Origin of the sequence: Pseudomonas sp. BJa5 (assembly GCF_030272875.2) — a bacterium.
GTDB lineage: Bacteria > Pseudomonadota > Gammaproteobacteria > Pseudomonadales > Pseudomonadaceae > Aquipseudomonas.
Window position 1 is genome coordinate 133,514 of the sequence record NZ_JALRNG020000005.1, and the last position, 25,866, is coordinate 159,379.

General features: G+C 63.1%; 23 protein-coding genes. 15 read left to right on the top strand and 8 right to left on the bottom strand.

The genetic code is table 11. The features are described 5' to 3' along the window. Window positions 1-15 precede the first annotated feature (15 nt). The 9 genes from M2D63_RS04580 (at window position 16) to M2D63_RS04620 (ending at window position 9,447) form a co-directional block, all read left to right on the top strand. Window positions 16-1,611 (top strand): ABC transporter substrate-binding protein, encoded by a 1,596-nt coding sequence (locus tag M2D63_RS04580; RefSeq protein ID WP_285861622.1) that lies wholly within the window; start codon window positions 16-18, stop codon window positions 1,609-1,611. A 74-nt stretch (window positions 1,612-1,685) separates the two neighbouring features. Beyond that, complete coding sequence (locus M2D63_RS04585; RefSeq protein ID WP_285861623.1) at window positions 1,686-2,696, top strand: ABC transporter permease subunit; 1,011 nt, start codon at window positions 1,686-1,688, stop codon at window positions 2,694-2,696. A gap of 10 nt (window positions 2,697-2,706) precedes the next feature. After that, window positions 2,707-3,636, top strand: a complete 930-nt coding sequence (locus M2D63_RS04590; protein ID WP_285861624.1) for an ABC transporter permease subunit — start codon at window positions 2,707-2,709, stop codon at window positions 3,634-3,636. A gap of 10 nt (window positions 3,637-3,646) precedes the next feature. Next, complete coding sequence (locus M2D63_RS04595) at window positions 3,647-4,615, top strand: ABC transporter ATP-binding protein (protein ID WP_285861625.1); 969 nt, start codon at window positions 3,647-3,649, stop codon at window positions 4,613-4,615. Next, window positions 4,615-5,583, top strand: coding sequence for a peptide ABC transporter ATP-binding protein (locus M2D63_RS04600; RefSeq protein WP_285861626.1), 969 nt, complete (start codon window positions 4,615-4,617; stop codon window positions 5,581-5,583). Before M2D63_RS04595 ends, M2D63_RS04600 begins: the two co-directional genes overlap by 1 nt. A 79-nt stretch (window positions 5,584-5,662) precedes the next feature. Then, window positions 5,663-6,469, top strand: coding sequence for a nuclear transport factor 2 family protein (locus tag M2D63_RS04605; RefSeq protein WP_285861627.1), 807 nt, complete (start codon window positions 5,663-5,665; stop codon window positions 6,467-6,469). 63 nt (window positions 6,470-6,532) lie between these two features. Further along, window positions 6,533-7,939 carry an FAD-binding oxidoreductase gene (locus tag M2D63_RS04610; protein WP_285861629.1) on the top strand — a complete coding sequence of 469 codons (1,407 nt, stop codon included), beginning with the start codon at window positions 6,533-6,535 and terminating at the stop codon, window positions 7,937-7,939. Between the two features lie 32 nt (window positions 7,940-7,971). Next, window positions 7,972-8,313, top strand: coding sequence for a cupin domain-containing protein (locus tag M2D63_RS04615; protein ID WP_285861630.1), 342 nt, complete (start codon window positions 7,972-7,974; stop codon window positions 8,311-8,313). 54 nt (window positions 8,314-8,367) lie between these two features. Then, window positions 8,368-9,447 (top strand): polyamine ABC transporter substrate-binding protein, encoded by a 1,080-nt coding sequence (locus tag M2D63_RS04620; RefSeq protein ID WP_285861631.1) that lies wholly within the window; start codon window positions 8,368-8,370, stop codon window positions 9,445-9,447. A gap of 96 nt (window positions 9,448-9,543) precedes the next feature. On the opposite strand, the gene M2D63_RS04625 is transcribed toward M2D63_RS04620, so the two are convergent. The 3 genes from M2D63_RS04625 to M2D63_RS04635 all read right to left on the bottom strand — a co-directional run bounded on the left by M2D63_RS04625 (window position 9,544) and on the right by M2D63_RS04635 (window position 11,947). Next, window positions 9,544-11,127: a peptide chain release factor 3 gene (locus M2D63_RS04625; RefSeq protein ID WP_285861632.1), complete on the bottom strand. Its 1,584-nt coding sequence runs from the start codon at window positions 11,125-11,127 to the stop codon at window positions 9,544-9,546. Window positions 11,128-11,235: 108 nt separating this feature from the next. Continuing rightward, complete coding sequence (locus M2D63_RS04630; protein WP_285861633.1) at window positions 11,236-11,565, bottom strand: helix-turn-helix domain-containing protein; 330 nt, start codon at window positions 11,563-11,565, stop codon at window positions 11,236-11,238. Then, a complete protein-coding gene (locus M2D63_RS04635) occupies window positions 11,549-11,947 on the bottom strand; it encodes a type II toxin-antitoxin system RelE/ParE family toxin (RefSeq protein WP_353050859.1) in 399 nt (132 codons plus the stop codon). Before M2D63_RS04635 ends, M2D63_RS04630 begins: the two co-directional genes overlap by 17 nt. A 405-nt stretch (window positions 11,948-12,352) precedes the next feature. Here M2D63_RS04635 and M2D63_RS04640 point away from each other — a divergent pair, with 405 nt between their 5' ends. Genes M2D63_RS04640 through M2D63_RS04655 form a run of 4 tightly spaced genes read left to right on the top strand, consistent with a single transcriptional unit; the run spans window position 12,353 to window position 15,763 of the window. Next, window positions 12,353-13,039: an ABC transporter permease gene (locus tag M2D63_RS04640; RefSeq protein ID WP_285861670.1), complete on the top strand. Its 687-nt coding sequence runs from the start codon at window positions 12,353-12,355 to the stop codon at window positions 13,037-13,039. A gap of 14 nt (window positions 13,040-13,053) precedes the next feature. Continuing rightward, window positions 13,054-13,962 (top strand): glycine betaine ABC transporter substrate-binding protein, encoded by a 909-nt coding sequence (locus M2D63_RS04645; RefSeq protein ID WP_285861635.1) that lies wholly within the window; start codon window positions 13,054-13,056, stop codon window positions 13,960-13,962. Further along, window positions 13,959-14,612 (top strand): ABC transporter permease, encoded by a 654-nt coding sequence (locus M2D63_RS04650; RefSeq protein ID WP_285861636.1) that lies wholly within the window; start codon window positions 13,959-13,961, stop codon window positions 14,610-14,612. The genes M2D63_RS04645 and M2D63_RS04650 overlap by 4 nt, the downstream gene beginning before the upstream one ends. Next, window positions 14,609-15,763 (top strand): betaine/proline/choline family ABC transporter ATP-binding protein, encoded by a 1,155-nt coding sequence (locus tag M2D63_RS04655; RefSeq protein WP_285861637.1) that lies wholly within the window; start codon window positions 14,609-14,611, stop codon window positions 15,761-15,763. Before M2D63_RS04650 ends, M2D63_RS04655 begins: the two co-directional genes overlap by 4 nt. A gap of 64 nt (window positions 15,764-15,827) precedes the next feature. Here the strand turns inward: M2D63_RS04655 and M2D63_RS04660 are convergent, their stop codons facing one another. From M2D63_RS04660 to M2D63_RS04670, 3 genes are all read right to left on the bottom strand, one after another. Next, the gene (locus M2D63_RS04660) at window positions 15,828-18,275 is read right to left on the bottom strand and encodes a TonB-dependent receptor (protein ID WP_285861638.1); all 2,448 of its coding nucleotides are present in this window, start codon (window positions 18,273-18,275) and stop codon (window positions 15,828-15,830) included. A 110-nt stretch (window positions 18,276-18,385) separates the two neighbouring features. Beyond that, entirely contained in the window at window positions 18,386-19,360 is a 975-nt protein-coding gene (locus M2D63_RS04665) for a FecR family protein (protein ID WP_285861639.1), read from the bottom strand. A gap of 17 nt (window positions 19,361-19,377) precedes the next feature. After that, window positions 19,378-19,866, bottom strand: coding sequence for an RNA polymerase sigma factor (locus M2D63_RS04670; RefSeq protein ID WP_285861640.1), 489 nt, complete (start codon window positions 19,864-19,866; stop codon window positions 19,378-19,380). Between the two features lie 659 nt (window positions 19,867-20,525). Between M2D63_RS04670 and M2D63_RS04675 the strand changes: the two genes are divergently transcribed. After that, the gene (locus tag M2D63_RS04675) at window positions 20,526-21,689 is read left to right on the top strand and encodes a type III PLP-dependent enzyme (RefSeq protein WP_285861641.1); all 1,164 of its coding nucleotides are present in this window, start codon (window positions 20,526-20,528) and stop codon (window positions 21,687-21,689) included. Window positions 21,690-21,781: 92 nt separating this feature from the next. Here M2D63_RS04675 and M2D63_RS04680 read toward each other — a convergent pair whose 3' ends face one another. Both M2D63_RS04680 and M2D63_RS04685 read right to left on the bottom strand, forming a co-directional pair. Then, complete coding sequence (locus M2D63_RS04680) at window positions 21,782-22,549, bottom strand: tetratricopeptide repeat protein (RefSeq protein WP_285861642.1); 768 nt, start codon at window positions 22,547-22,549, stop codon at window positions 21,782-21,784. Window positions 22,550-22,552: 3 nt separating this feature from the next. Further along, window positions 22,553-23,233 (bottom strand): Fe2+-dependent dioxygenase, encoded by a 681-nt coding sequence (locus M2D63_RS04685; protein WP_285861643.1) that lies wholly within the window; start codon window positions 23,231-23,233, stop codon window positions 22,553-22,555. Between the two features lie 219 nt (window positions 23,234-23,452). Here M2D63_RS04685 and M2D63_RS04690 point away from each other — a divergent pair, with 219 nt between their 5' ends. Next, complete coding sequence (locus tag M2D63_RS04690; RefSeq protein ID WP_285861644.1) at window positions 23,453-25,768, top strand: TonB-dependent siderophore receptor; 2,316 nt, start codon at window positions 23,453-23,455, stop codon at window positions 25,766-25,768. Window positions 25,769-25,866 lie beyond the last annotated feature (98 nt).

Here is a 25,866-nt window from a genome sequence, read left to right on the forward strand (position 1 = left end):
TAGCCGGGAGGTTTCATGAAATTGCTACCGCTACAGGCTGCCCTGGCAGCCGTCCTGTTGAGCGCTGCCGCGGGCCTTTCGGCCAAGCCGCTGGTGGTCTGCACCGAGGGCAGCCCGGAAGGCTTCGACATCGTCCAGTACACCACGGCCGTCACCGCCGACGCCTCGGCCGAGACGGTGTTCAACCGCCTGGTCGATTTCCGCCCCGGCACTACCGAGATCCAGCCGGCCCTGGCCGAGCGCTGGGAGATCAGTGCCGACGGCCTGACCTACACCTTCCACCTGCGCCAAGGGGTCAAGTTCCATACCACCGAGTACTTCAAGCCGACCCGGACGATGAACGCCGACGACGTGCTATGGAGCTTCCAGCGTCAGCTCGACCCCAATCATCCGTGGCACAACAAGACCAGCGTCGGTTTCCCGTATTTCGAGAGCATGGGCTTCAAGGACCTGCTCAAAAGCGTCGAGAAGACCGACGAGCATACCGTGGTCTTCACCCTCACCCGCCCGGAAGCGCCGTTCCTGCGCGACCTGGCCATGGCCTTCACTTCGATCTACTCGGCCGAGTACGGCGACCAGTTGCTCAAGGCCGGCAAGACCGGCGACCTCAACAGCAAGCCGATCGGCACCGGCCCGTTCATCTTCCAGCGCTACAACAAGGACGCCCAGGTCCGCTACAAGCCCAACCCCGACTACTTCCGCGGCAAGCCACCGGCCGACGCGCTGATCTTCGCCATCGCCAGCGACAACAATGTGCGCCTGCAAAAGCTCAAGGCCAACGAATGCCAGGTGGCGCTGTACCCCAAGCCCGATGACATTCCCAGCATCAAGGCCGATCCCAAGTTGAAGGTGGCCGAGCTGGAAGCCCTGACCACCGGCTACATCTCGCTCAATACCGAGCACAAGTACCTGAGCGATGTACGCGTGCGCAAAGCCATCAACATCGCCTTCGATCGCCAGACCCACGTCGACCAGCTGTTCGGCAAGGGCAACGCCCTGGTCGGGGTCAATCCCTACCCGCCGACCCTGATCGGCTACAACACCGCCAACCACAACCCGCCCCGCGACCTGGACAAGGCCCGCGCCCTGCTCAAGGAAGCCGGCGTGCCGCCGGGCACCGTACTGACCCTGTTCACCCGCAACGGCGGCGGCGCGACCAACCCCAACCCCCGCCTGAGCGCCGAAATGCTCCAGGCCGACCTCGGCAAGATCGGCCTCAAGGTCGATATCCGCGTCATGGAGTGGGCCGAGATGCTGCGCCGCGCCAAGAACGGCGAGGCGGACATGGTCTCGGCCGGCTGGGCCGGCGACAACGGCGACCCGGACAACTTCCTGACCCCGTTGCTCAGCTGCGATGCGGTCAAGAGCGGCGAGAACTATGCCCGCTGGTGCAACAAGACCTTCCAGGCGTTGATCGACCAGGCGCGCACCATCACCGATACGAATGAGCGTGCAGCGCTCTATGTAAAGGCGCTGGCGGTGTACGATGAAGATCAACCGTGGATCAGCATGGCGCATCCGAAGATGTTCACCGCCATGCGCGATAACGTGGAGGGGTACCACATCAACCCCCTCACCAATAACAACTTCGCCACTACCCAGGTGAAGTAGAACAAGAACGACCGTCGGCGCCCTACCCGGGTGCCGATGGGTATGCCTTAGCGGCTGATGAGGTACACCAGAAGATGTTAAGTTTTATTGCCCGGCGCCTGGGACTCTTGATCCCGACCTTTTTCGGCATCACCTTGCTGACCTTCGCGCTCATACGACTGATACCGGGCGACCCGGTGGAAGTCATGATGGGTGAGCGCCGTGTCGACCCCGAGATGCACGCCCAGGCCATGGAGCGCCTGGGGCTGAACAAACCCTTGCCCGAGCAGTACCTGGATTACGTCGGCAAACTGGCCCAGGGCGACCTGGGCGAATCCCTGCGCACCCGCGAAAGCGTCTGGAACGAATTCCTCACCCTGTTCCCGGCCACCCTGGAACTGGCCTTCGCCGCCCTGGTGTTCGCCGGGATAGTCGGCCTGCTGGCCGGGGTGATCGCCGCGCTCAAGCGCGGGTCGCTGTTCGACCACGGGGTGATGGGGATTTCCCTGGCGGGCTATTCGATGCCGATCTTCTGGTGGGGCCTGATCCTGATCATGTTCTTCTCCGTGAGCCTGGGCTGGACCCCGGTGTCCGGACGCATCGACCTGCTCTACGACATCGAGCCGAAAACCGGCTTCATGCTCATCGACACCCTGCTCAGCGATGAAGAAGGCGCCTTCAAGGACGCGGTGATGCACCTGATCCTGCCAGCCATTGTCCTGGGCACCATCCCGCTGGCGGTGATCGCCCGCATGACCCGCTCCTCGATGCTTGAAGTGCTGCGCGAAGACTACATCCGCACCGCCCGGGCCAAGGGCCTGTCGCCGGCACGGGTGGTGTTCGTGCACGGCCTGCGCAACGCGCTGATTCCGGTGCTGACGGTGTTCGGCCTGCAGGTCGGCACCTTGCTCGCAGGTGCCGTCCTGACCGAAACCATCTTTTCCTGGCCGGGCATCGGCAAGTGGCTGATCGAAGCCATCGGCGCCCGTGACTACCCCGTGGTACAGAACGGCATCCTGTTGATTGCCTGCCTGGTGATCCTGGTCAACTTCGTCGTGGACATCCTCTACGGCCTGGCCAACCCACGCATCCGTCATCAGCGCTGAGGCCTCCGTCATGACAACTCCCATTGCAAAATCCGTGACCACTCCGGCCACCCCGGTCGACCAGAGCCTGCTCTACCCGTCGCCGTACAAGGAGTTCTGGCAGGCGTTCTCGCGCAACAAGGGCGCGGTCGCAGGCCTGATGTTCATGTGCCTGATCGTGTTCTGCGCCCTGTTCGCTCCCTGGGTCGCACCGCACAACCCCAGCGAGCAATACCGCGACTTCCTGCTGACCCCGCCGGTGTGGCTCGAAGGCGGCAACTGGCAATTCATCCTCGGCACCGATGAGCTGGGTCGCGACCTGCTGTCGCGGCTGATCACAGGCGCGCGCCTGTCGTTGCTGATCGGCCTGTCGTCGGTGGTGATCTCACTGATCCCGGGGGTCTTCCTCGGCCTGTTGGCCGGGTTCTTCCCGCGTATCCTCGGTCCCTCGATCATGCGCCTGATGGACGTGATGCTGGCCTTGCCGTCGCTGCTGCTGGCCGTGGCCATCGTCGCCATCCTCGGCCCTGGCCTGATCAACACCGTGATCGCCATTGCCATCGTCTCGCTACCCTCCTACGTGCGCCTGACCCGTGCCGCAGTCATGGGCGAGCTCAACCGCGACTACGTCACCGCCGCCCGCCTGGCCGGTGCCGGCCTGCCGCGCCTGATGTTCGTCACCGTGCTGCCCAACTGCATGGCGCCGCTGATCGTCCAGGCCACCCTGAGTTTCTCCTCGGCGATCCTCGATGCCGCCGCCCTGGGCTTCCTGGGCCTGGGCGTACAGCCGCCGACCCCCGAGTGGGGCACCATGCTGGCCTCGGCCCGCGACTACATCGAACGCGCCTGGTGGGTCGTCAGCCTGCCTGGCCTGACCATTTTGCTCAGCGTGCTGGCAATCAACCTGATGGGTGACGGACTGCGCGATGCGCTGGACCCGAAACTCAAGAATGCCGCCTGAGGAGATCGCCATGTCACTTCTGCAAATCAAGAATCTGAATGTGCGCTTTGGCGACGCCAACGCGGTGCCGGTGGTCGACGGCCTCGACCTGAACGTGAACGAAGGCGAGGTGTTGGCGATTGTCGGCGAGTCCGGCTCGGGCAAATCGGTGACCATGATGGCGCTGATGGGCCTGATCGACGCCCCCGGGCGAATCACCGCCGACGCCCTGACCTTCGACGGCAACGACATGCTCAAGCTCAGCGGCCGCCAGCGACGCAAGGTGGTGGGCAAGGACATGGCCATGGTCTTCCAGGACCCGATGACCGCCCTCAACCCCAGCTACACCGTGGGCTTCCAGATCGAGGAGGTCCTGCGCCAGCACCTTGGCCTGCGCGGCAAGGCGGCCCGTCAGCGGGCCCTGGAACTGCTCAAGAAAGTTGAAATCCCGGCGCCCGAAAGCCGCCTCGACGCCTACCCGCACCAGCTTTCCGGTGGCATGAGCCAGCGTGTCGCCATTGCCATGGCCATTGCCGGCGAACCCAAGCTGCTGATCGCCGACGAACCGACCACCGCCCTGGACGTGACCATCCAGGCGCAGATCATGGAACTGCTGCTCAACCTGCAGAAAGAGCAGAACATGGCCCTGATCCTGATCACCCACGACCTGGCCGTGGTGGCCGAAACCGCCAGGCGGGTCTGCGTGATGTATGCAGGGCAAGCCGTGGAAGTCGGCCAGGTGCCGGAGCTGTTCGATCTGCCTGCGCACCCCTACAGCGAAGCGCTGCTGGCGGCGATCCCCGAGCACAGCGAAGGTGCCGAGCGCCTGGCGACCCTGCCCGGCATCGTCCCCGGCCGCTACGACCGGCCCGAGGGCTGCCTGCTCTCGCCGCGCTGCCCCTATGTGCAGGACAACTGCCGCCGGCAGCGCCCCAGCCTCGATCCCCAGGCTCATAGCCAGGTCCGTTGTTTCTACCCGCTGAACCAGGAGGTGGCGTAATGACTGTCGTCCTTACCGCCCGTGAACTGACCCGTCACTACGAAGTTTCCCGTGGCCTGTTCAAGGGCCATGCCCTGGTCCGTGCACTCAACGGGGTGTCCTTTGAACTGGAGGCCGGCAAGACCCTGGCCGTGGTCGGCGAGTCCGGTTGCGGCAAGTCGACCCTGGCCCGGGCGCTGACCCTGATCGAAGAGCCTTCTTCCGGTTCGCTGAAGATTGCCGGGCATGAAGTGGCCGGGGCCAACAAGGCCGAACGCAAGCAGCTGCGCAAGGATGTGCAGATGGTGTTCCAGAGCCCGTACGCCTCGCTCAACCCGCGGCAGAAGATCGGCGACCAGCTGGCCGAGCCGCTGTTGATCAATACCAACCTGAGCAAGGCCGAACGCCGGGAGAAGGTCCAGGCCATGATGCAGCAGGTCGGCCTGCGCCCGGAGCACTACCAGCGCTACCCGCACATGTTCTCCGGTGGCCAGCGCCAGCGTATCGCCCTGGCCCGGGCGATGATGCTGCAACCGAAGGTGCTGGTGGCCGATGAACCGACGTCGGCGCTGGACGTGTCGATCCAGGCCCAGGTGCTGAACCTGTTCATGGACCTGCAGAAAGAGTTCAACACCGCCTACGTGTTCATCTCCCACAACCTGGCGGTGGTGCGCCATGTCGCCGACCAGGTGCTGGTCATGTACCTCGGTCGCCCGGCGGAAATGGGGCCCAAGGAGGATATCTACAACAAGCCGCTGCACCCCTACACCCAGGCGCTGCTGTCGGCTACCCCGACCATTCACCCGGATCCGCTCAAGCCCAAGATCAAGATCGCAGGCGAATTGCCCAACCCGCTGGACCCGCCGCCGGGCTGTGCCTTCCACAAGCGCTGCCCGTATGCCACCGAGCGCTGCGCCTCCGAGGTGCCAGCGTTCAGGCAGGTGGGCACGCGGCAGGTGGCGTGTCATTACGCGGAGCAGTTCCTCTAGAACCCTCGCGGGTCAAGCCCGCTCCTACCCATGTAGGAGCGGGCTTGACCCGCGAAAGCCCCTCCATCACTATCGCCGGATGCCCGCCGAAATCCTCCCCGACGGCCCGGAACAAACCCCGGAAACCGCCGCCACCGTCCTGCGCTACCACCTGTGCTGGAAGCATCGCGACCTGGACGGGGTCATGGCCCTGTACCACCCCGAGATCCAGTACCACGACTTCTTCCAGAACCGCGTGCTCGGCCATCGCGAGCTGCGCGAATACGTGCGCGCCTGCCTGCCCCGCGAGGCCGGTGAAGACATCGTCCACAGCGACCGCATCCGCGTCGACGGCTGCACTGCCTTCATCCAGTACCAGGTCACGGTGCAGGGTGGCGAGGGCCTGGTGGCGTTCCAGTCCAGCGAAGCCATCACCGTCCGGGACGGCCTGATCTGGCGGGTCAACGAGTACGCCACGCTGGTGCGCCAGGACGGCCAGGCCCAGCCCGGCGGACTGCGCCCGGCCACCAGTCGCCTGGGGCTGTCGCCCCGCCAGTTGAGCACCATGGCCCAGGACCTGGAGCAATACTTCCAGCACCAGCAACCCTACCTGGACCCGGAACTGGACCTGCAGCAGGTTGCCGAGGAAAGTGGCTACAGCCGTAACCAGATCTCTTACCTGCTCAACCAGGTGCTCGGCCAGAGCTTCTACCGCTACGTCAACCAGGCGCGCCTGCAGCACCTGCTGACCCGCCTGGACCAGGCACCGGCCAGCACCAAGGTCGACGACCTGGCGTTTGCCGCCGGCTTCAACTCGCTGTCCGCCTTCTACAAGGCCTTCCGCCAGCACACCGGACTCTCGCCCAAGGCCTGGGTGAGGCAGAATTCTCTGCGTGCACGCAGCTAGGACAACAGCCCCCGCCAGCTTCTAGGATCGCCACAGACCGTAACGGATGTGGAGCCGAACAGCATGCAGGCATGGCGCAAGATCAGCCTTTGGATGGACCAGCTGGATGAGCCGCTGACCCCGCGCCCCGCCCTGCACCGGGACCTGGACGTGGATGTATGCATCATCGGCGCCGGTTACACCGGGCTGTGGACCGCCTACTACCTCAAGCAGCAGGCCCCGCAGCTGAACATCGCCATCGTCGAGGCCAATTTCGCAGGCTTTGGCGCCTCCGGGCGCAACGGTGGCTGGCTGATGGGCAACCTGCTGGGCGAAGACCGCCTTCTGGCGGCCAGTTCCCCCGAACAACGCCGGGCGTCCTACGACCTGCTGCACGGCATTCCCGATGAGGTGCAGCAGGTGCTGGAACGCGAAGGCATCGCCTGCGACTACCGCAAGGGCGGCGTGCTGTATTGCGCGGCACGCTACCCCGAGCAGCAGACCACCCTGCGCCATTACCTGGACAAACTCTACAAGCAGGGCCTGACCGAACAGGACTACAGCTGGCTGAGCCCCGAACAACTGGCCAGGCAATTGCGCGTGCGCAAGTCATACGGGGCCATCTTCAACCCCAATGTCGCGACCATCCAGCCAGCCCGGCTGGCCCGTGGCCTGGCCCGCAGCGTGGAGCGCCTGGGCGTGCGCCTGTACGAGAACAGCCCGGTGATCGACTGGCGCAGCGGCGAAGTGCGCACAGCCCAGGCCCGGATCAAATGCCAGTGGCTGGTGCCGGCCGTCGAAGGTTATTCGGTGAACCTGCCACCGCTGGGCCGCTACCAGATGCCGGTACAGAGCCTGCTGGTGGCCACCGAGCCGTTGCCCGAGCAGGTCTGGGAAAAGATCGGCCTCAACCGTGGCCAGGCCTTCAGCGAGAACAGCCGCCAGGTCACCTACGGACAGCGCAGCGCCGACAATCGCCTGGTGTTCGGTGCCCGTGGCGGCTACCGCTTTGCCGGCCGCCTGCGCGAGAACTTCGACCTCACCCAGAGCGAGATCGAGCTGCGCCGCTACCTGTTCGGTGAGCTGTTCCCGCAACTGAAGGACGTTGCCATCACTCACGCCTGGGGCGGCAACCTGGGCATGGCCCGGCGCTTCCGGCCGCACATGCTCTGCGATCGCCGACAAGGCATCGCCCTGGCCGGTGGCTATGGCGGCGAAGGTGTCGGTGCCAGCAACCTGGGCGGCCGTACTCTGGCCGAGCTGATCCTCGAACGGCGCAGCCCGCTGACCGAACAACCCTGGGTCCACCCCGACAGCACCCTGGCCAGCCTCGCCGGCTGGGAACCGGAGCCGTGCCGCTGGCTGGGCTACAACGCGATCATCAAGAGTTTCGTCCATGAAGACCAGACCCTCGCCAACCCCGCCAGCGCCCCCTGGCGCCGGCGCCTGGCCAGCGGCGTGGCGGACTTCATGGAAGGTTTCATGCGCTGACTTTTCGTTCCCCCTGACCAGGATCCACCGCCATGGGCATTACCCAGTTCAAGAACACCGACACTGTTGTACTGCAAGACTCAAATCCGGTTGCCGTGCCCCTGGACGAGCCGGTATCGATCGCCTCGGTGACCGCTGTCGAGCGCAGCGACGGCGTCGAGACCGGCATCTGGGAATGCACCCCGGGCCGCTGGCGCCGGCAGATCGTGCAGCAGGAGTTCTGTCACTTCATCAAGGGCCGCTGCACCTTCACCCCCGATGGCGGCGAGCCGCTGACCATCGAAGCGGGTGACGCCATCATGCTGCCCGCCAACAGCACCGGTATCTGGGACATCCAGGAAACCGTGCGCAAGACCTACGTGCTGATTTTCTGATCACTTGATCGCCTGCCTCCTTCGATAACAACAAACAAAGCAAGGAATCCAGACATGCGCCCATTGCTCTTCGCCCCGCTGCTGTTGGCAGCATCCGTCGCCCAGGCGGCCGATTCGGTGAAAATCTACAACTGGTCCAGCTACATCGCCCCCGACACCCTCAAGCAGTTCCAGCACGCCAGTGGCATCACGCCGACCTACGACGTGTTCGACAGCAACGAAACCCTCGACGGCAAGCTGATGACCGGCAATTCCGGCTACGACGTGGTGTTTCCCTCCAACCATTTCATGGCCCGGCAGATCCAGGGCAAGGCCTTGAAAAAGCTCGACAAGGACCAGCTGCCGAACTGGCAGAACCTCAACCCGGTTCTGCTCAGGGCCCTGGAGGTCAACGACCCCGGCAACCAGTACGGCTTCCCCTACCTGTGGGGCAGCACCGGCATCGGCTACAACATCGACAAGGTCAAGGCCGTGCTGGGCGACAGCGCCCCGGTGGATTCCTGGGACCTGATCTTCAAGCCCGAGTACATCAGCAAGCTCAAGAGCTGCGGCGTCGCCGTGCTCGACAATGGTCCCGAACTGCTGCCCATCGCCCTGCACTACCTGGGCCTGCCGCACCACAGCCAGGACCCCAAGGACTACGACAAGGCCAAGGAACTGCTGATGAAGGTGCGTCCGAACATCAGCTACTTCCACTCCTCCAAGTACACGGGTGACCTGGCCAATGGCGATGTCTGCGTGGTGGTGGGCTTCTCGGGTGACGTGCTGCAGGCGAAGAATCGCGCCGATGAAGCGAAGAACGGGGTGAAGGTCGGTTATTCGATCCCCAGGGAAGGCGCGCCGATGTGGTTCGACATGGTTGCCATGCCGGCCGATGCGCCCGACGAGAAGGCCGCTTACGCCTACATGAACTACCTGCTGCAGCCTGAGGTGATGGCCAATATCAGCGACCATGTGCAGTACGCCAATGGTAACCTCAAGGCTGACGCGCTGGTGGACCCGGCCTTGAAGGCCAATAGCATGATCTATCCGAGCGAAGATGTGATGGGCAAGCTGTACGCGCTGGAGGCGATGCCGGCGAAGATCGACCGCATTCGCACGCGGATCTGGACCAGTATCAAGGCGGGGAATTGAGTCTATCGGGGCCGCTTTGCGGCCCATCGCAGGCTTCGCCAGCTCCCACACAGGTCGTGAATTACCTGTGGGAGCTGGCGTAGCCTGCGATGCGTCTTAGTGGTGCTCGCGGGTCGCGCGGAATTTCACATCCGGCCAGCGCTCTTCCATCAGCGACAGGTTGACCCGGGTCGGCGCCAGGTAGGTCAGGTGACCGCCACCGTCGATGGCCAGGTTCTCCATGGCCTTGACCTTGAATTCCTCGAGCTTCTTCTTGTCGTCGCAGCTGATCCAGCGCGCCGACCAGACGGTGATCGGCTCGTAGGCGCACTCGACCTTGTACTCTTCCTTCAACCGGCTGGCGACCACATCGAACTGCAGCACACCGACGGCGCCGAGAATGATGTCGTTGCTGCGCTCGGGGAAGAACACCTGGGTCGCGCCTTCTTCGGCCAGCTGTTGCAGGCCCTGGCGCAGTTGCTTGGACTTGAGCGGGTCCTTCAGGCGAACGCGGCGGAACAGCTCCGGCGCGAAGTGCGGGATCCCGGTGAAGCCCAGGCTCTCGCCTTCGCTGAAGGTATCGCCGATCTGGATGGTGCCGTGGTTGTGCAGGCCGATGATGTCGCCCGCCCAGGCTTCTTCCAGCTGCTCACGCTCGGAGGAGAAGAAGGTCAGCGCGTCGCCGATGCGCAGGTCCTTGCCGGTGCGCACGTGGCGCATCTTCATGCCCTTCTCGTAGCGGCCCGAGCAGATGCGCATGAAGGCGATGCGGTCGCGGTGCTTGGGGTCCATGTTCGCCTGGATCTTGAACACGAAACCGCTGAACTTCTCTTCGGTCGGCTCCACGCTGCGCTCGTTGGCTTCACGCGGCAGCGGGCGCGGCGCCCAGTCGACCACGGCGTCGAGCACATGGTCGACTCCGAAGTTGCCCAAGGCAGTACCGAAGAACACCGGGGTCAGCTCGCCGCGCATGAACTCGTCCTGGTCGAACTCGTGGCAGGCGCCCTGGACCAGCTCCAGCTGCTCGAGGAAGCGCTCGTACTCGTCACCCAAGTGGGCGCGAGCCTCGTCGGAGTCGAGCTTCTCGATGATCTTCACCTCGGTACGCTCGTGGCCGTGGCCCGGGGTGTAGACGATGATGTAGTCACCGGAAAGGTGGTACACGCCTTTGAAATCGCGGTAGCAACCGATCGGCCAGGTGATCGGCGCGGCCTTGATCTTCAGGACCGCTTCGATCTCGTCGAGCAGTTCGATCGGGTCGCGGATGTCACGGTCGAGCTTGTTGATGAAGCTGACGATCGGCGTGTCACGCAGGCGGCAGACGTCCATCAGGGCGATGGTCCGTGGCTCGACCCCTTTACCGCCGTCGAGCACCATCAGCGCCGAGTCGACCGCGGTCAGGGTGCGGTAGGTATCTTCGGAGAAGTCTTCGTGGCCCGGGGTGTCGAGCAGGTTGATCATGTGCTCGCGATAGGGGAACTGCATCACCGAGGTGGTGATGGAGATACCACGCTGCTTCTCCATCTCCATCCAGTCGGAGGTGGCATGGCGGTCGGACTTGCGCGACTTCACCGTACCGGCAACGGCGATCGCCTTGCCCATCAGCAAGAGCTTCTCGGTGATGGTGGTCTTACCGGCGTCGGGGTGGGAAATAATGGCGAAAGTGCGGCGTTTCGCGACTTCGGCGGCCTGGTTGGTCATGGGAAATCGCCTGACTGGGGATTGAAAAAGGGGCGGTATCATACCTGAAGTCAGGCGGGGACCAAAATTTGATCCCCTCCGCCAGTCGAGTAGTGCCCGTGCACCAAGCTAGTCGCGTGAGGCTCGCCCCGTGGGAAAGCCCTCCAGCGTGACCGGCCCACGGCCTGGCATACGCACAACCAGGTCAAGCGTGCCTCCCAAAGCTTCCACATAGCTGCGCAGCGTTGAAATCAACATGTCCTCACGTTTCTCGAACTTGGACACATTTGCCTGGCGAACCTCCAAACGTTCGGCCACGCTTTCTTGAGTGACATTCAATGCTTTGCGCAATGCCTGGAGCGTCATCTCCTCACGAATCAGCTCACGCCCACGCTCTTCAACTTCAGCCCTGAACTCCGGCGACAAGCTGTTAAGGACTTCATCAAGTGTCTTGGACATCGTCTTCTCCTCTCAGCAGATGCCTGTCGAAGCGATCATCGGCACGCCTGATCAAACTTCTGTAGAACCTGTTCTCACTGACTCCCGCCTTGTCTGCAGCCACTAGAAGAATGGCTTGCCGCATGGGATCAAATGCAAAGGCCACGCGCCAGACCCCATCGCCAGCAGTGAATCGCAACTCTTTCATATTGGAGTGCCGTGCCCCCTTGAGCGTGTCCACGCTTGGCCGCCCCAACGCTGGCCCACGGAGTTCCAGCAACTTCAAATGAGCTAACAACTCCTTCTTGACTGGTTTCTCGAAGCGTTCGAATTCTCCAAGAAACTCCGTGCAAAACCTGATTGACCATGCCAATAAAATACCCCTAGAGGAATATTCCCTCAAGCGACTATCACAAAATTGTCAGTGGTCATGCTGAAGTTTGAGACAGATGGTGGATAGCAGGAACATCAACGCCTGCAGCTCGGAAAGGCGCTGTTTTTTCGCGTGAAATTTCGCACCTGCCAGGTATTAACACTGGCCAAATGCCGCTTCAGATGGGAACCTTTAACGCTGTGGAGGCGTCCACTCCCCTGTTGCCCGAACGGTCATGACCGTTCGTCAGGGTTGGTTTCACCGGCACTACGAGCCCGACGGGGCTTCGCTTATGGCGTGTTTCGCTCCCCTGCGGACGGCACGCTGCTTATCGCGATCACACTGCCTGCCGCCTGGAATGGCGGCCGCCACGGGAGTGTGTTCGCCGACTACAAAAGGAGTCCGCCTGTGGCTATACGCTATGGCAAGGGGCTGATGGGATGTGCCTTCGCGCTCGTCATCCTGGCCCTGCTGATCCACTGGATCGGCATCGATACGATCGCGCACTACCGCGCCGATCTGTGGTTCTACCTGCAAGCGCACCTGATGCTGGTGTTGCTGTCGATGGTGGCGGCGCTGGCCGTGGGCATACCCGCTGGCATTGCCTTGAGTCGACCGCATAGGGTCGACCGCGCCGAACGTTTCATGCAGTGCTTCAACATTGGCAACACCATCCCGCCCCTGGCCGTCCTGGCCATTGCCCTGAGCGTTCTGGGCATCGGCGCAGGCCCGGCGATCTTCGCCTTGTTCCTCGCCTCTCTGCTGCCCATCGTGCGCAACACCTACGAGGGCCTGAAAAACGTTCCCGCCTCGCTCAAGGAAGCCGCCACCGGTATCGGCATGACCCCGCGCCAGTGTCTCTGGCAGGTCGAGTTGCCCAATGCCGTGCCGATCATCGTCGGCGGTGTGCGGGTGGCCCTGGCGATCAACGTCGGCACGGCACCGCTGTCGTTCCTGATCGGCGCCAACAGTCTGGGCAGCCTGATTTTCCCCGGTATTGCCCTGAACAATCAGCCGCAGCTGTTGCTCGGCGCGGCCTGCACTGCCCTGCTCGCCCTGCTGCTCGATGCCCTGGTGGCCCAGGGTAGCCGACGTTGGCTCGAACGCGGCCTGGCCCGCTAAGCGAAGGAGTTGCCATGAAAAGAATCGCCTTGTTACTGGGCGCGGCCCTGCTGTTTTCAGGATTTGCCCAGGCGCTGGAAAAACCTGTAATTCGCCTCGGCGCGCGGGTCTTCACCGAACAGACCGTGCTGGCCGAAATCACCGCCCGCTACCTCGAGCAGAACGGCTTCGACGTGCGCATCACCGGTGGCCTGGGCAGCAACCTGGCCCGTAGCGCCCATGAAACCGGCCAGTTGGACATGGTCTGGGAATACACCGGGGTATCGCTGGTGTCCTACAACCATATCGACGAACGCATGCCCGATGCCGCCGCCACCTATGCCAGGGTCAAGGCGCTGGATGCGCAAAAGGGCCTGATCTGGCTGGCTCCTTCCAGGTTCAGCAACACCTACGCCCTGGCCCTGCCGCGCAAGGTCGCCGAGCGCTATCCGCAGGTAAACAGCATCAGCCAGTTGAACCAGGTCTTGCGCGACGAGCAGGAGCGCGATCATGTGCTGGCCCTGGACACCGAGTTCGCCAACCGCCCCGACGGTCTGGTCGGCCTGACCCAGACCTACGACCTGCAGCTGACCCGCCGCAACATCCGCCAGATGGACGCCGGCCTGGTCTACACCGCCCTGCGCAATGGCCAGGTGTTCAGTGGTCTGGTCTACACCACCGACGGCCGCCTGAACGCCTTCGACCTCAAGCTGCTCGAAGACGACAAACACTACTTCCCCGACTACACCGCGGCCCCCGTGGTACGCAAGGAAGTGCTCGACGCCCACCCGCAACTGGCCAGCCTGCTCAAGCCGCTGGCCGAACAGCTGGATGATCAAACCATGCGTCAGCTCAACGCCAAGGTCGACGTCCAGCACCAGAGCCCGGCCAAGGTCGCCGCCGAGTACTTGCGCCAGCATCCACCTGCACAGGAGCGGCCATGAACATGCTCGATACCTTCGCTCATCTGGACTGGGCCCAGGTGCTGCACCTGACCTGGCAACACATCACCCTGGTCGGCATCGCCGTGAGCCTGGCGATTCTGTTCGGCGTGCCGCTGGGCATCCTGATGACCCGTTTCCCGGTCCTGGCAGGTCCCCTGCAGGCCAGCGCCACAGTGTTGCTGACTATTCCCTCCATCGCCCTGTTCGGCCTGTTGCTGCCGTTCTACTCCAAGTTCGGCCAGGGCCTCGGCCCCTTACCGGCCATCACCGCCGTTTTCCTCTATTCATTGCTGCCGATCCTGCGCAACACCTACCTGGCGCTGACCACTGTCGAGCCCGGCATCCGCGAGGCGGCACGTGGCATCGGCATGACCTTCGGCCAGCGCCTGCGCATGGTCGAACTGCCCATTGCCGTGCCGGTGATCCTCGCCGGCGTACGCACGGCCGTGGTGATGAACATCGGCGTGATGACCATTGCCGCGACCATCGGCGCCGGCGGCCTGGGTGTACTCATCCTGACCTCCATCAGCCGCAGCGACATGTCGATGCTGCTGGTCGGCGCCGTGCTGGTGAGCCTCCTGGCCATCTTCGCCGACCTGCTGCTGCAAACCCTGCAACGTGCCCTGACCCCGGAAGGACTGCGTAAATGATCGAACTCCAGAACCTGTGCAAGACCTTTCACGCCAACGGCAAGGACGTCAAAGCCGTCGACGCTGTCAGCCTGACCGTCAACGAAGGCGAAATCTGCGTGTTCCTCGGCCCGTCCGGCTGCGGCAAGAGCACCACGCTGAAGATGATCAACCGGCTGATCACCCCCACTTCCGGCAAGGTGCTGATCAACGGCGAGGACACCACCGGCCTCGACGAAGTGACCCTGCGTCGGCGCATCGGTTATGTGATCCAGCAGATCGGCCTGTTCCCCAACATGACCATCGAGGAGAACATCACCGTGGTCCCGCGCCTGCTGGGCTGGGACAAGCAGAAATGCCACGAGCGCGCCCGCGAACTGATGAGCATGATCAAGCTCGAGCCCAAGCAGTACCTGCAGCGCTACCCACGCGAGCTGTCCGGTGGCCAGCAACAGCGCATCGGCGTGATCCGCGCCCTGGCCGCCGAAGCGCCGTTGCTGCTGATGGACGAGCCGTTCGGCGCGGTCGACCCGATCAACCGCGAGATGATCCAGAACGAGTTCTTCGAGATGCAGCGGGCGCTGAACAAGACGGTGATCATGGTCAGCCATGACATCGACGAGGCCATCAAACTGGGCGACAAGATCGCCATCTTCCGGGCCGGAAAACTGGTCCAGATCGACCACCCCGATACCCTGCTGGCGCACCCGGCCGATGACTTCGTGAGTAATTTCGTCGGCCAGGACAGCACCCTCAAGCGCCTGTTGCTGGTGCGTGCCGAGGATGCCGCCGACAACGCGCCGTCGGTAAGTCCGGAAACGCCCGTAAGCGAAGCCCTGGAACTGATGGACGAGCATGACCGCCGCCATGTGGTGGTCACCGGCGGGCAGAACAGGGCCCTGGGCTACGTGCGCCGTCGCGACCTGCATCGCCAGCAAGGCAGCTGCGCCGACTTCCTGCACGACTTCAACGCCACGGCTGCTCATGACGAGCACCTGCGCATCCTGCTGTCGCGGATGTACGAGTTCAATCGGTCGTGGTTGCCGGTACTGGATGCCGGGCAGGGTTTTCTGGGTGAAGTGACTCAGGAGTCGATTGCCGCCTACCTGAGCTCGGGACGTTCGCGTGGAGGCAAGACCAGCATCGTGTCGCCGGCTGAAGTTGTGACCTGAGCAGGAAAGCATCGCGGGGCAAGCCCGCTCCTACCGTAGGAGCGGGCTTGCCCCGCGAATGGCATCAGAACCCTACACTGGCCTGCACATAGAAGGTACGCGGCTCACCCAGGTAGAGCCCCGCGTTGTTGTCGCTGGAGCGGGTGTAATACTGCTTGTCGAAGATGTTCTTCACCCCCGCCGCCAGCTTCAGGTTCGACAGCTGCGGACCGAAGTCATAGCCACCCCGCGCCGCCCAGGTCACGTAACCCGGGATGTCGCCGAACTGGCCATCGGCACTCGGCTCGGTGATGTAGTTGCCGTTGAAGCTGCCATCGGCATTCATGCCGGTGCCCGGTGCGCGCTGTTTCGACTGGGCGAAGGCATCCAGGTTCCAGGTCCAGCGATTGATCTGGTAACGCAGCCCGGCGGTGGCCACCTGGCGCGAGTAGAACGGCAGGTCACGGCCCTTGAAGCCCGGGATCTCGCCTTCGTAGGTGGCGCGGGTGTAGGTGTAGCCGGCATTGGCACTCAGGCCTTGCAGGCGTGGGTCGAGGCCCGACAGGTCGTAGTGCATGGACGCTTCGATACCCTGGTGCTTGGTAGCGCCCAGGTTGGTCCAGCCGATGTCGTTGCTGATGAACTGCAATTCGTCATCGAAGTCGATGTAGAACGCTGTCAGCTCGCCACCCCAGGTGCCGTTGTTGTAACGGGTACCGACTTCATAGGTCTTGGCCTTTTCCGGCTCCAGGCCGTTGGCGGTCTGGTCACCGACGCCACCCTGGCCCAGCTGGAAGTACTGCAGGCTGCCGAACGAGGTCTCGTAGTTGGCGAACAGCTTCCACTCATCCGACAGGTGATACATCACACTCAGCGCCGGCAACGGTTCGTTGCTGGTGATGCTGCGGTTCTTTTCCTGCACCGGTACACCGTTGGTGCCACGCACCGGGCGCTCGTGCCAGTCGGTGTTGATGTGCTCGAAGCGGATGCCCGGGGTGATGGTCCAGTTGCCGACATCGATCTTGTCGTCGATGTAATAGGCGCTGGCCTCGGTGCCGCCGGTACGGTCCTGGAACACGTGGCCGTCGGATGTCGGGGTCTGGGTCGGCACATTGTTGATCAGCGCCAGGCGGCTCGACTGCTCGTGCATCGCTTCCTTGAGGTAGCGATAGCCGACGCTGACTTCCTGGGTGGTGGGGCCGGCATAGAAGATCCGCGACAAGCGCGGCTCGATGGCGAAGGTGTGGTAGTTGCGCGGGTACGACGACAGGGTCTTCTGGTCGCGGGCGGCGATGGTGCTGCCCCGGAAGCTGTCGGTGTAGTAGGTCTGGATCTCGAACTGGGTCACGTCGTCGATCTGGCGCAGGTACTTGAAGGACACATCCTTGCGCCGCCCGCTGAAGTCGTCGTAGTCGCGGTCGGACTGGTACGGGTCCTCGTCGAACTGCGCCTGGGTCAGGCCACCGGGCATGTCGGCCTTGGCGTCGTAGTAATGGAAGTTGAGCCAGAACTCGTCGCTCTCGGTGACCGCCCAGTGGGTCTTGAGCAGCACATCGTCGATGTCGTTGCCGTTGTTGCTGCTGCGATAGCCGTTGCCATTGACTCCGGAGTACAGCAGGGCCGCGCCCAGGCCGTTGTCGGCGGTGCCGCCCAGGAAGGCCGACTCGATATGTTTCCAGCCACCGTGGCGGGAGGTCTCCAGGGTGGTGGACAGCTCGCCGGTGGTCTTTTCCGGAATCGCCCTGGTCACGAAGTTGATCACCCCGCCGACGTTCTGCGGGCCATAGCGCACCGAACCTGCGCCACGCACTACGTCGACGCTGTCGAGGTTGCCGGAGGAGATCGGCGCCATGGACAACTGCGGCTGGCCATAGGGGGCGAACGCCGCCGGGATGCCGTCGATCAGCACGGTGGAGCGTGGCGACAGGCGCGAGGTCAGGCCACGTACACCGACGTTCAGGGCGATATCGCTGCCACCGGTGCCGTTGGAATCCTGCACCTGCACACCGGGTATGCCGCGCAGGGCATCGCGCACGTTCATCGTGCCCTGCTCGATCATCGCCTCGCGCCGCACCACGGTACGCGCGCCTGGGTGGTTCTGCACCACGGTCTCTTCGGCGTTGCCCAGCCAGTCGCCGACCACTTTGACGTCGGTCGGCGCCAGCTCAAGGCTGCCGGTGGTCAGGGTGCCGGCGGTTTGCGCAGGCTTGAGCACCACGGTGCCCTGGGAAATCTCGTAGGTCAGCCCGCTACCTTGCAGCAAGGTCTGCAGCGCCTCCTCCGGCGCCAGCGTGCCGGACACCGCCGGGGCCTGTTTGCCGGCGACCAGCTCCGGACTGAAGAACAATTGCAACGACGTCTGCTGGCCCAACTGGCTCAGGGCCGATGCCAGCGGCTGGGCCTGGATCTGGATGCGGGTCACGGCCTGGTCGGCATAGCTGCTGGCGATACCGCCACTGACGGCCAGGGCCAGGGCCAGCGGCAACCAACGGGAGCGGGAAGCGGAACGCGGGGAAAACTTGTTGTTGTTCACGTCGTCGAGAAATCCTGAAAGTCCGGATAAAAACGCCATCTGCATGCAAATGGAAATGCTTGGCAGTTGCAGTTGGCCAGGAAGACGAACAACTGAAAAAAAACCTGAATTTATTTTGCGATTATTTCGCTGGAGCCATCGGCGTGGGTCTTGATGGCCACTGGCAGGATGCTTGGCAGGGCGCGCAACAGCGCATCGGTGTCGTCACTGCTGAAGGTGCTGCTCAGGCGCAAGGCCGCCACTTTCCCCGGCGCAACCCGCAAGGGGTGGGCGCGGTAGCGCGAGACTTCCTCGACCACCTCGCCGAGCGGTGCATCGTTGAACACCAGCTTGCCGTTGCGCCAGGCGGTCAGCGCGGCGGCGTCCACCGGATAAGGCGCGGCGACCTTGCCCTGGGCGTCGATCTGCGAACCCAGCCCGGCCGTCAACAGTGCCTGGCTGGCATCACGCCCCTGCACCTTGACCGAGCCCTGCTCCACCGCCACCCGGGTGCGGGTCGGGTCCAGGCGTACATCGAAGCGGGTGCCGGTGACCGTGACCGAGCCTTGGCCGGTGGTGACGACAAAGGGTCGGGCGCTGTCGTGGGCGACGCTGAACATCACCTCGCCCGCCGTCAGTTCGATACGCCGCTGGCCTGCGCTGAAGTCGACCTTCAGGGCCGTGCGTCCGTTGAGTTCCAGGTGTGAGCCGTCCGGCAGTTCGAGCTGGCGTCGCTCGCCCAACGCGGTCTGCAACTGGTCCTGGTAATTGAGCTGATGGTGCTGCCAGCCGAACCAGCCAAGCCCCACGGCGGCAACCGCAATGCCGGCAGCCAGCGCCTGGTGGAGGAAACGCCGACGCGGCAACTGAACTACCGGGTCGGCCTGGCACAGGGCCTCCAGGCGCCCACGCGGGAGCGCATCGGCCGCTCGCCACAGGCGGGCAAGCAGATCGTATTCGTGCTGATGCTGGGGATGCTGCGCCAGCCAGGCTGCCAGCTCGGCCTGCCGGGCTTCGGCCAGCACACCGTCACAGGCACGGGCAAACCACTGCGCCGCCTGTTCGCGCACGGCTTCATTACCGCAAGGGCACGCCTGCTGATTCATGAAAACATTCGCCTGACTCATCTCGTCGACACATCCAGGTGCTCACGCAGATGCCGGAGCGTGCGGATCATATACTTTTCGACCATGTTCTTGGTCAAGCCCATGCGCTCGGCGATCTCCGCCTGGGTCAGGCCTTCGAGCTTCTGCCAGATGAACACCCGCCGACAGTTCAGCGGCAGTTGCGCCAGGGCGCGCTCGACACTGTCGGCCAGCTCGATGGCATGCATGTAGGCCTCCGGGTCGCCATGGGCATCGGTGCCGGGATCGAAACTGTCCTGCTCCAGGGCCTGGCGCCGGTCTTCGCGGCGAAAACCATCGACCGCAATGTTGCGTGCGGTCTGGTGCAGGTAGGCGCGTGGCTGCTCGACACCGGCCTGGTCATTTTCCAGTACCCGGACAAAGGCATCATGAGCCAGGTCCTCGGCCTGCTGGCGATTGCGCAGCTTGCGCGTCCAGGTGCCGATCAGCTCATGGTAGTGGTCGAAAAAGCCTTTGTGTCGCGACACGATGCGGAGGGTACGCCAGGCAAAGAGAGAGTGCGCGAATAATAATGTTTCTTATTAAGAGCAGCAATCGAAGTTAACGCCCGCCGACGAAGCGCGACCGGGACAAAAATCCTGGTGCCCGGCGTGCGTCAGCCCGCTGAAAAAGGCGAGAAAAAATATGAACGGGGCATCCTGCAGAGCCGGCGCGCGACCTTACCGCCAAGAGGGGAAAATCGCCACCTGTTCAACGACTTTTGCCCCGATTCCGCCCCATTCGCGCCGCTCTTGGCGAGTTAGCCGACTCTCGGCACGATCTCCACACATGCAGGTATTTTTAACGCTTTTGTCATCAAATTGAACATCTACTGTTTACCTGGGTCAGTTGCAATGTGACAGCTCGAGACACGGCGACAGACGTGTGCAAAATCGCGACATTTTTTGTTGATCTTGAGCCCCTCAGGTCCTAAAGTTCGCGCCGAACGTCCATGCTGGAAACGATCCATCCGGCTCAAGTACTGACGACGAGACAGCAAGGTCACCCGTAGCTCGCTTTATCACGCACGGTTGACCTTTTTGCTTTCGGCGACATGCCTTGGGAAGTAGGCGAACCAAAGTGGGGATACGGAGGGCGTTCAGTTGCAGCCACTTATTTTTTCAGTTTGCCCATGGAGTCCCTAAGCATGTCGATCCAGGTCGAAGACTACTTCGCGCGCGATACCTTTCAGAAAATGAAGGCGTTCGCCGACAAGCAAGAAACCCCGTTCGTGCTCATCGACACGCAGATGATCAGCCAGGCCTACGACGACCTGCGCGCCGGTTTCGAATTCGCCAAGGTCTACTACGCGGTCAAGGCCAACCCGGCCGTCGAGATCATCGACCTGCTCAAGGAAAAAGGCTCGAGCTTCGACATCGCCTCGATCTACGAGCTGGACAAGGTACTGGGCCGCGGCGTGAGCCCTGATCGCATCAGCTACGGCAACACCATCAAGAAGTCCAAGGACATCCGCTACTTCTATGAGAAGGGTGTGCGCCTGTACGCCTCCGACTCCGAAGCGGACCTGCGCAACATCGCCAAGGCCGCACCGGGCTCGAAAGTCTACGTGCGCATCCTCACCGAAGGCTCCACCACCGCCGACTGGCCGCTGTCGCGCAAGTTCGGCTGCCAGACCGACATGGCCATGGACCTGCTGATCCTGGCCCGTGACCTGGGCCTGGTGCCTTACGGCATTTCCTTCCACGTCGGCTCCCAGCAGCGTGACATCAGCGTCTGGGACGCGGCCATCGCCAAGGTCAAGGTGATCTTCGAGCGCCTGAAGGAAGAAGACGGCATCGAGCTCAAGCTGATCAACATGGGTGGCGGCTTCCCGGCCAACTACATCACCCGGACCAACAGCCTGGAAACCTACGCCGAAGAGATCATCCGCTTCCTCAAGGAAGACTTCGGCGACGACCTGCCGGAAATCATCCTCGAGCCAGGCCGTTCGCTGATCGCCAACGCCGGCATCCTGGTCAGTGAAGTGGTGCTGGTGGCGCGCAAGTCGCGTACCGCGGTCGAGCGCTGGGTGTACACCGACGTGGGCAAGTTCTCCGGCCTGATCGAAACCATGGACGAGTCGATCAAGTTCCCGATCTGGACCGAGAAGAAAGGCGAGATGGAAGAAGTCGTGATCGCCGGCCCGACCTGCGACAGCGCCGACATCATGTACGAGCACTACAAGTACGGCCTGCCGCTGAACCTGGCCATCGGTGACCGCCTGTACTGGCTGTCCACCGGCGCCTACACCACCAGCTACAGCGCGGTGGAATTCAACGGCTTCCCGCCGCTGAAGGCTTACTACCTGTAATACAGCAACAAGGGCGCCCGACTTGCCGGGCGCCCTTGTGCGTATTTCCTGCCTTTGTCTGTTTTCGGCCCGAACCGCTCAATCACACTTCACTACGCTTGCTGGCTCATGCTCAGCAGTCCATCCAGGCGGGCGCGATAAGCTGCGGCGCAAGGCCGCAAACGAGGCTCCTGGCTCTGCTCCAGGATCGGCGTACAGGCGCGCAGGAAATTCAGATTGCCCAACGCCAGTGCGCGTTCCAGCCAGGGTAATGCCTGTTCGAGCCGGCCCTGCTCGACCAGTGTCGTGGCATGGCTGAACTGCCCGCGAAAATCACCAGCCTCGGCGGAACGCCGATACCATTCCCGTGCCTGAACCTGATCGGCAGTGCACGCCAGCCCTTGCTCCAGGTAACGCCCCAGCAGGTTCATCGACTTGGCGTGGCCCAGTTCGGCCGCCTGCCTGTACAAGGCCAACGCCTCTGGATGGTTCAGCGCGACACCACGACCGGTACCCAACAGATTGGCAAGGTTGTACATCCCCCAATCCAGCCCGGACCGTGCCGCCTGCCAGTAATGCCGGGCAGCCTGGACCAGATCGACCTCCCCGCCCCATCCATGCTCCAGGCAGCGGCCAAGCATGTTGTCGGCCATGGCGCTGCCACGGTTGGCAGCAATGGCGAACCAACGCCGGGCCAGAGCAGGGTCTTTTTCAATGCCGCGACCATCGAGAAGAATCTGTCCAAGTAGCACCTGGGCTTCGACGAGGCCCTGCCCGGCTGCAGCCAGTAGCGCCTGGGCGGCCTTGGCCGGGCTCTGTTCGAGCATCCGCGCGAACTCCTCGCTGTCCACCTCCTGGCGGTTGCGCAACGCGAACGCCATGACTCAGACCTCGACCCAGCGACGCAGCAGGTTGTGGTATGTGCCGGTCAGCTGGATCAGCGCCGGATGATCGGGCATGTCTGCCGTCAGTTGCTGGATGGCATTGTCCATCTCGAACAGCAAGGTGCGCTGGCTGTCTTCGCGCACCAGGCTCTGGGTCCAGAAGAACGCGGCGAAACGCTCGCCCCGGGTGACCGGGTTGACCTTGTGCAGGCTGGTGCCCGGGTACAGGACCAGGTCCCCCGCTGCCAACTTGACCTGCTGGATGCCATAGGTGTCCTGGATAACCAGCTCGCCGCCGTCGTAGTCTTCGGGGTTGCTCAGGAACAGGGTCGACGACAGGTCGGTGCGCACCCGCTCTTGGCTGCCACGGGGTTGGCGCAGGGCGTTGTCGATATGAAAGCCGAAGTTTCCGCCTTCGCGGTAGCAGTTGATCAGCGGCGGGAAGACCTTGTGCGGCAAGGCTGCCGACATGAACCGCGGGTGCTGCCACAGGCGCTCGATCAATGCCGTGCCGATTTCCTTGGCCAGCGGATGCCCTTCGGGCAGCTGCAGGTTGTGCTTGGCCTTGGCCGACTGGTAGCCCGCGGTGATCTTGCCGTCGGCCCATTCGGTTTGCTCCAGGGCCTGGCGGATGCGCTGGACTTCGTCTGCGGAAAACAGCCCGGGAATGGTTAGCAGCATGGCTCGGACACCTGAAAGCGGAAAAGACGTCAATGATATTCATTCCTATTGACTATCCACAAGCCCTTTCCGCCGGGTGCGACGTTTCAGCACAAGGAAACCGTAGAAACAAATTGTAAAGATTGTAAATTTATTGCGAATAGCAATTCCTCTCAATTGTTACTCATATTTGTTTACATTATATTTCGCGGCCTTGAAATCCTGGGGAAGGGGACCACCATGCCGCGTCACTACGTGCCAACCGCTGTCAGTTCACCACGTTTGCTTGCCTCCGCCATCGGTGTGGCGATCACCGCCACCTCCGCCGGCCACCTGGCCTTCGCCGCCGAAGCGGAGCCTGCCAAGGACGGCACAATCGCCCTGGACGCGACCAGTGTGACCGGCCAGGCTGACGCCAGCACCGACTACCAGGTCGAACGCGCCGCCTCGCCGAAGTACACCGCGCCGCTGGTGGACACCCCTCGCTCGATTACCGTGATTCCGCAACAAGTGCTCAAGGACACCAATGCCCTGTCGCTGCAGGACGCCTTGCGTACCGTGCCGGGCATTACCTTCGGCGCCGGTGAAGGCGGCAACCCGCAAGGTGACCGTCCGTTCATCCGTGGCTTCGATGCCCAGGGCGATACCTACCTGGACGGCGTGCGCGACACCGGCGCCCAGACCCGCGAGATCTTCGCCGTGGAGTCGATTGAAGTCAGCAAAGGCCCGAACTCGGCCATCGGTGGTCGCGGCGCAGCCGGCGGTACCATCAATCTGGTCAGCAAGCGCGCGCACCTGGGCAACTCCTTCGACGGTGGCTTCACCTGGGGCTCCGACCAGACCGAGCGCTACACCCTGGACGGCAACTACCAGTTCACCGACAACGCCGCCGGCCGCCTGAACCTGATGAGTCACGAAAGCAACGTCGCCGGCCGCGACAAGGTCAACTACGACCGCTGGGGTATCGCCCCGTCGCTGGCCTTCGGCCTGGGCACCCCGACCCGGGTCAACCTCGACTACTACCACCTGGAAAGCGACGACCTGCCGGACTCGGGCATCCCCTACAGCATTCCGACCTCGGGCAGCACCGGCCGCACCTCGGCCCACCCGGACAAACCGATCGACGGCGGCGACAGCAGCAACTTCTACGGCCTGACCGATCGCGACTTCCGCAAGACCCGCGTCGACATCGCCACCTTCGCCATCGAGCACGACCTGAGCGACTCGCTGACCGTGAAGAACACCCTGCGCCACGGCAACTCGATGCAGGACTACATCCTCACCCAGCCGGACGACTCCAAGGGCAACGTCAACAACGGCAGCGTCTGGCGTCGCATGAACAGCCGCGTCGGCAATACCGCGACCACCACCAACCAGACCGACCTGTTCGGCGACTTCTACGTGGCCGGGTTCAAGAACAGCTTCTCCACCGGCGTCGAGTTCAGCCGTGAGGAAAGCGATCGTTCTTCCTATAACGTCAACACCGACACCACCCCGTCGTCGCCGGGCAACGCCAGCACCAACTGCACCCCCGCCATGATCGGTGCCAGCAGCGGCTACAACTGCACCTCGCTGAGCAACCCGAACCCGGATGACCCGTGGAACGGCGCCATCTCGCGCAACTACGCCGGCACCGACACCAACAGCAAGACCCGCGCGATCTACGCCTTCGACACCCTCGAGCTGTCGCCGCAGTGGCTGCTGAACATGGGCCTGCGCTACGACCACTTCGACACTGACTACAAAACCTTCAACGCCGCCGGTACCACCACCGCCAAGGGCAGCGATGTCAGCGAGTTCTTCACCGGTCAGCTGGGCCTGGTGTGGAAACCGGCTGAAAACGGCAGCATCTACGTCTCCTACGCCACCTCGGCCACCCCGCCGGGCGCCATGCTCGGTGAAGGCACCGAAGGCAACCCGCTGCCAGGCACCCCGGATCGCAACGGCAACCTGCTGAGCAGCGACCTGGAGCCGGAAGAAACCACCAACTACGAAATCGGCACCAAGTGGGACCTGCTCGACCAGCGCCTGTCGCTGACCGCTGCGCTGTTCCGCACCGAGAAGGAAAACGCCCGGGTCCAGACCAATACCCTGACTTACGAGAACGTCGGCGAAACCCGCGTCGAAGGTATCGAGTTGTCGGCCAGCGGCAGGATCACCGAGCAATGGCAGGTGTTCGCCGGCTACACCTACATGGAAGCGCGCCAGATCGACGGCGGCCCGCTGGGCAAGGCCAACGATGGCAACCAGTTGCCCAACACGCCGAACAACAGTGCCAGCCTGTGGACCACCTACAACCTGACACCGAAGCTGACCATCGGTGGCGGCGCCTTCTATGTGGATGAGGTCTACGGCAGCGTGGCCAACACCACCATGGTCGACAGCTATGTTCGTTACGACGCCATGGCCAGCTATAAGCTGACCAAGAACGTCGACTTGCAGCTGAACGTGCAGAACCTGACCGACGAAACCTACTACGACAAGGCCTACTCGACTCACTTCGCCAACCAGGCTGCCGGGCGCACCGCCCTGCTGACCACCAGCGTCCACTTCTGAGGTCGCTGACTTGCAAGCCCCGTTCATTTCGATGACCGGGGCTTTCGTGTATCAAGGCATAATGCGCGTCGCATTCGCATTTGCGAGCAAACAAGGTG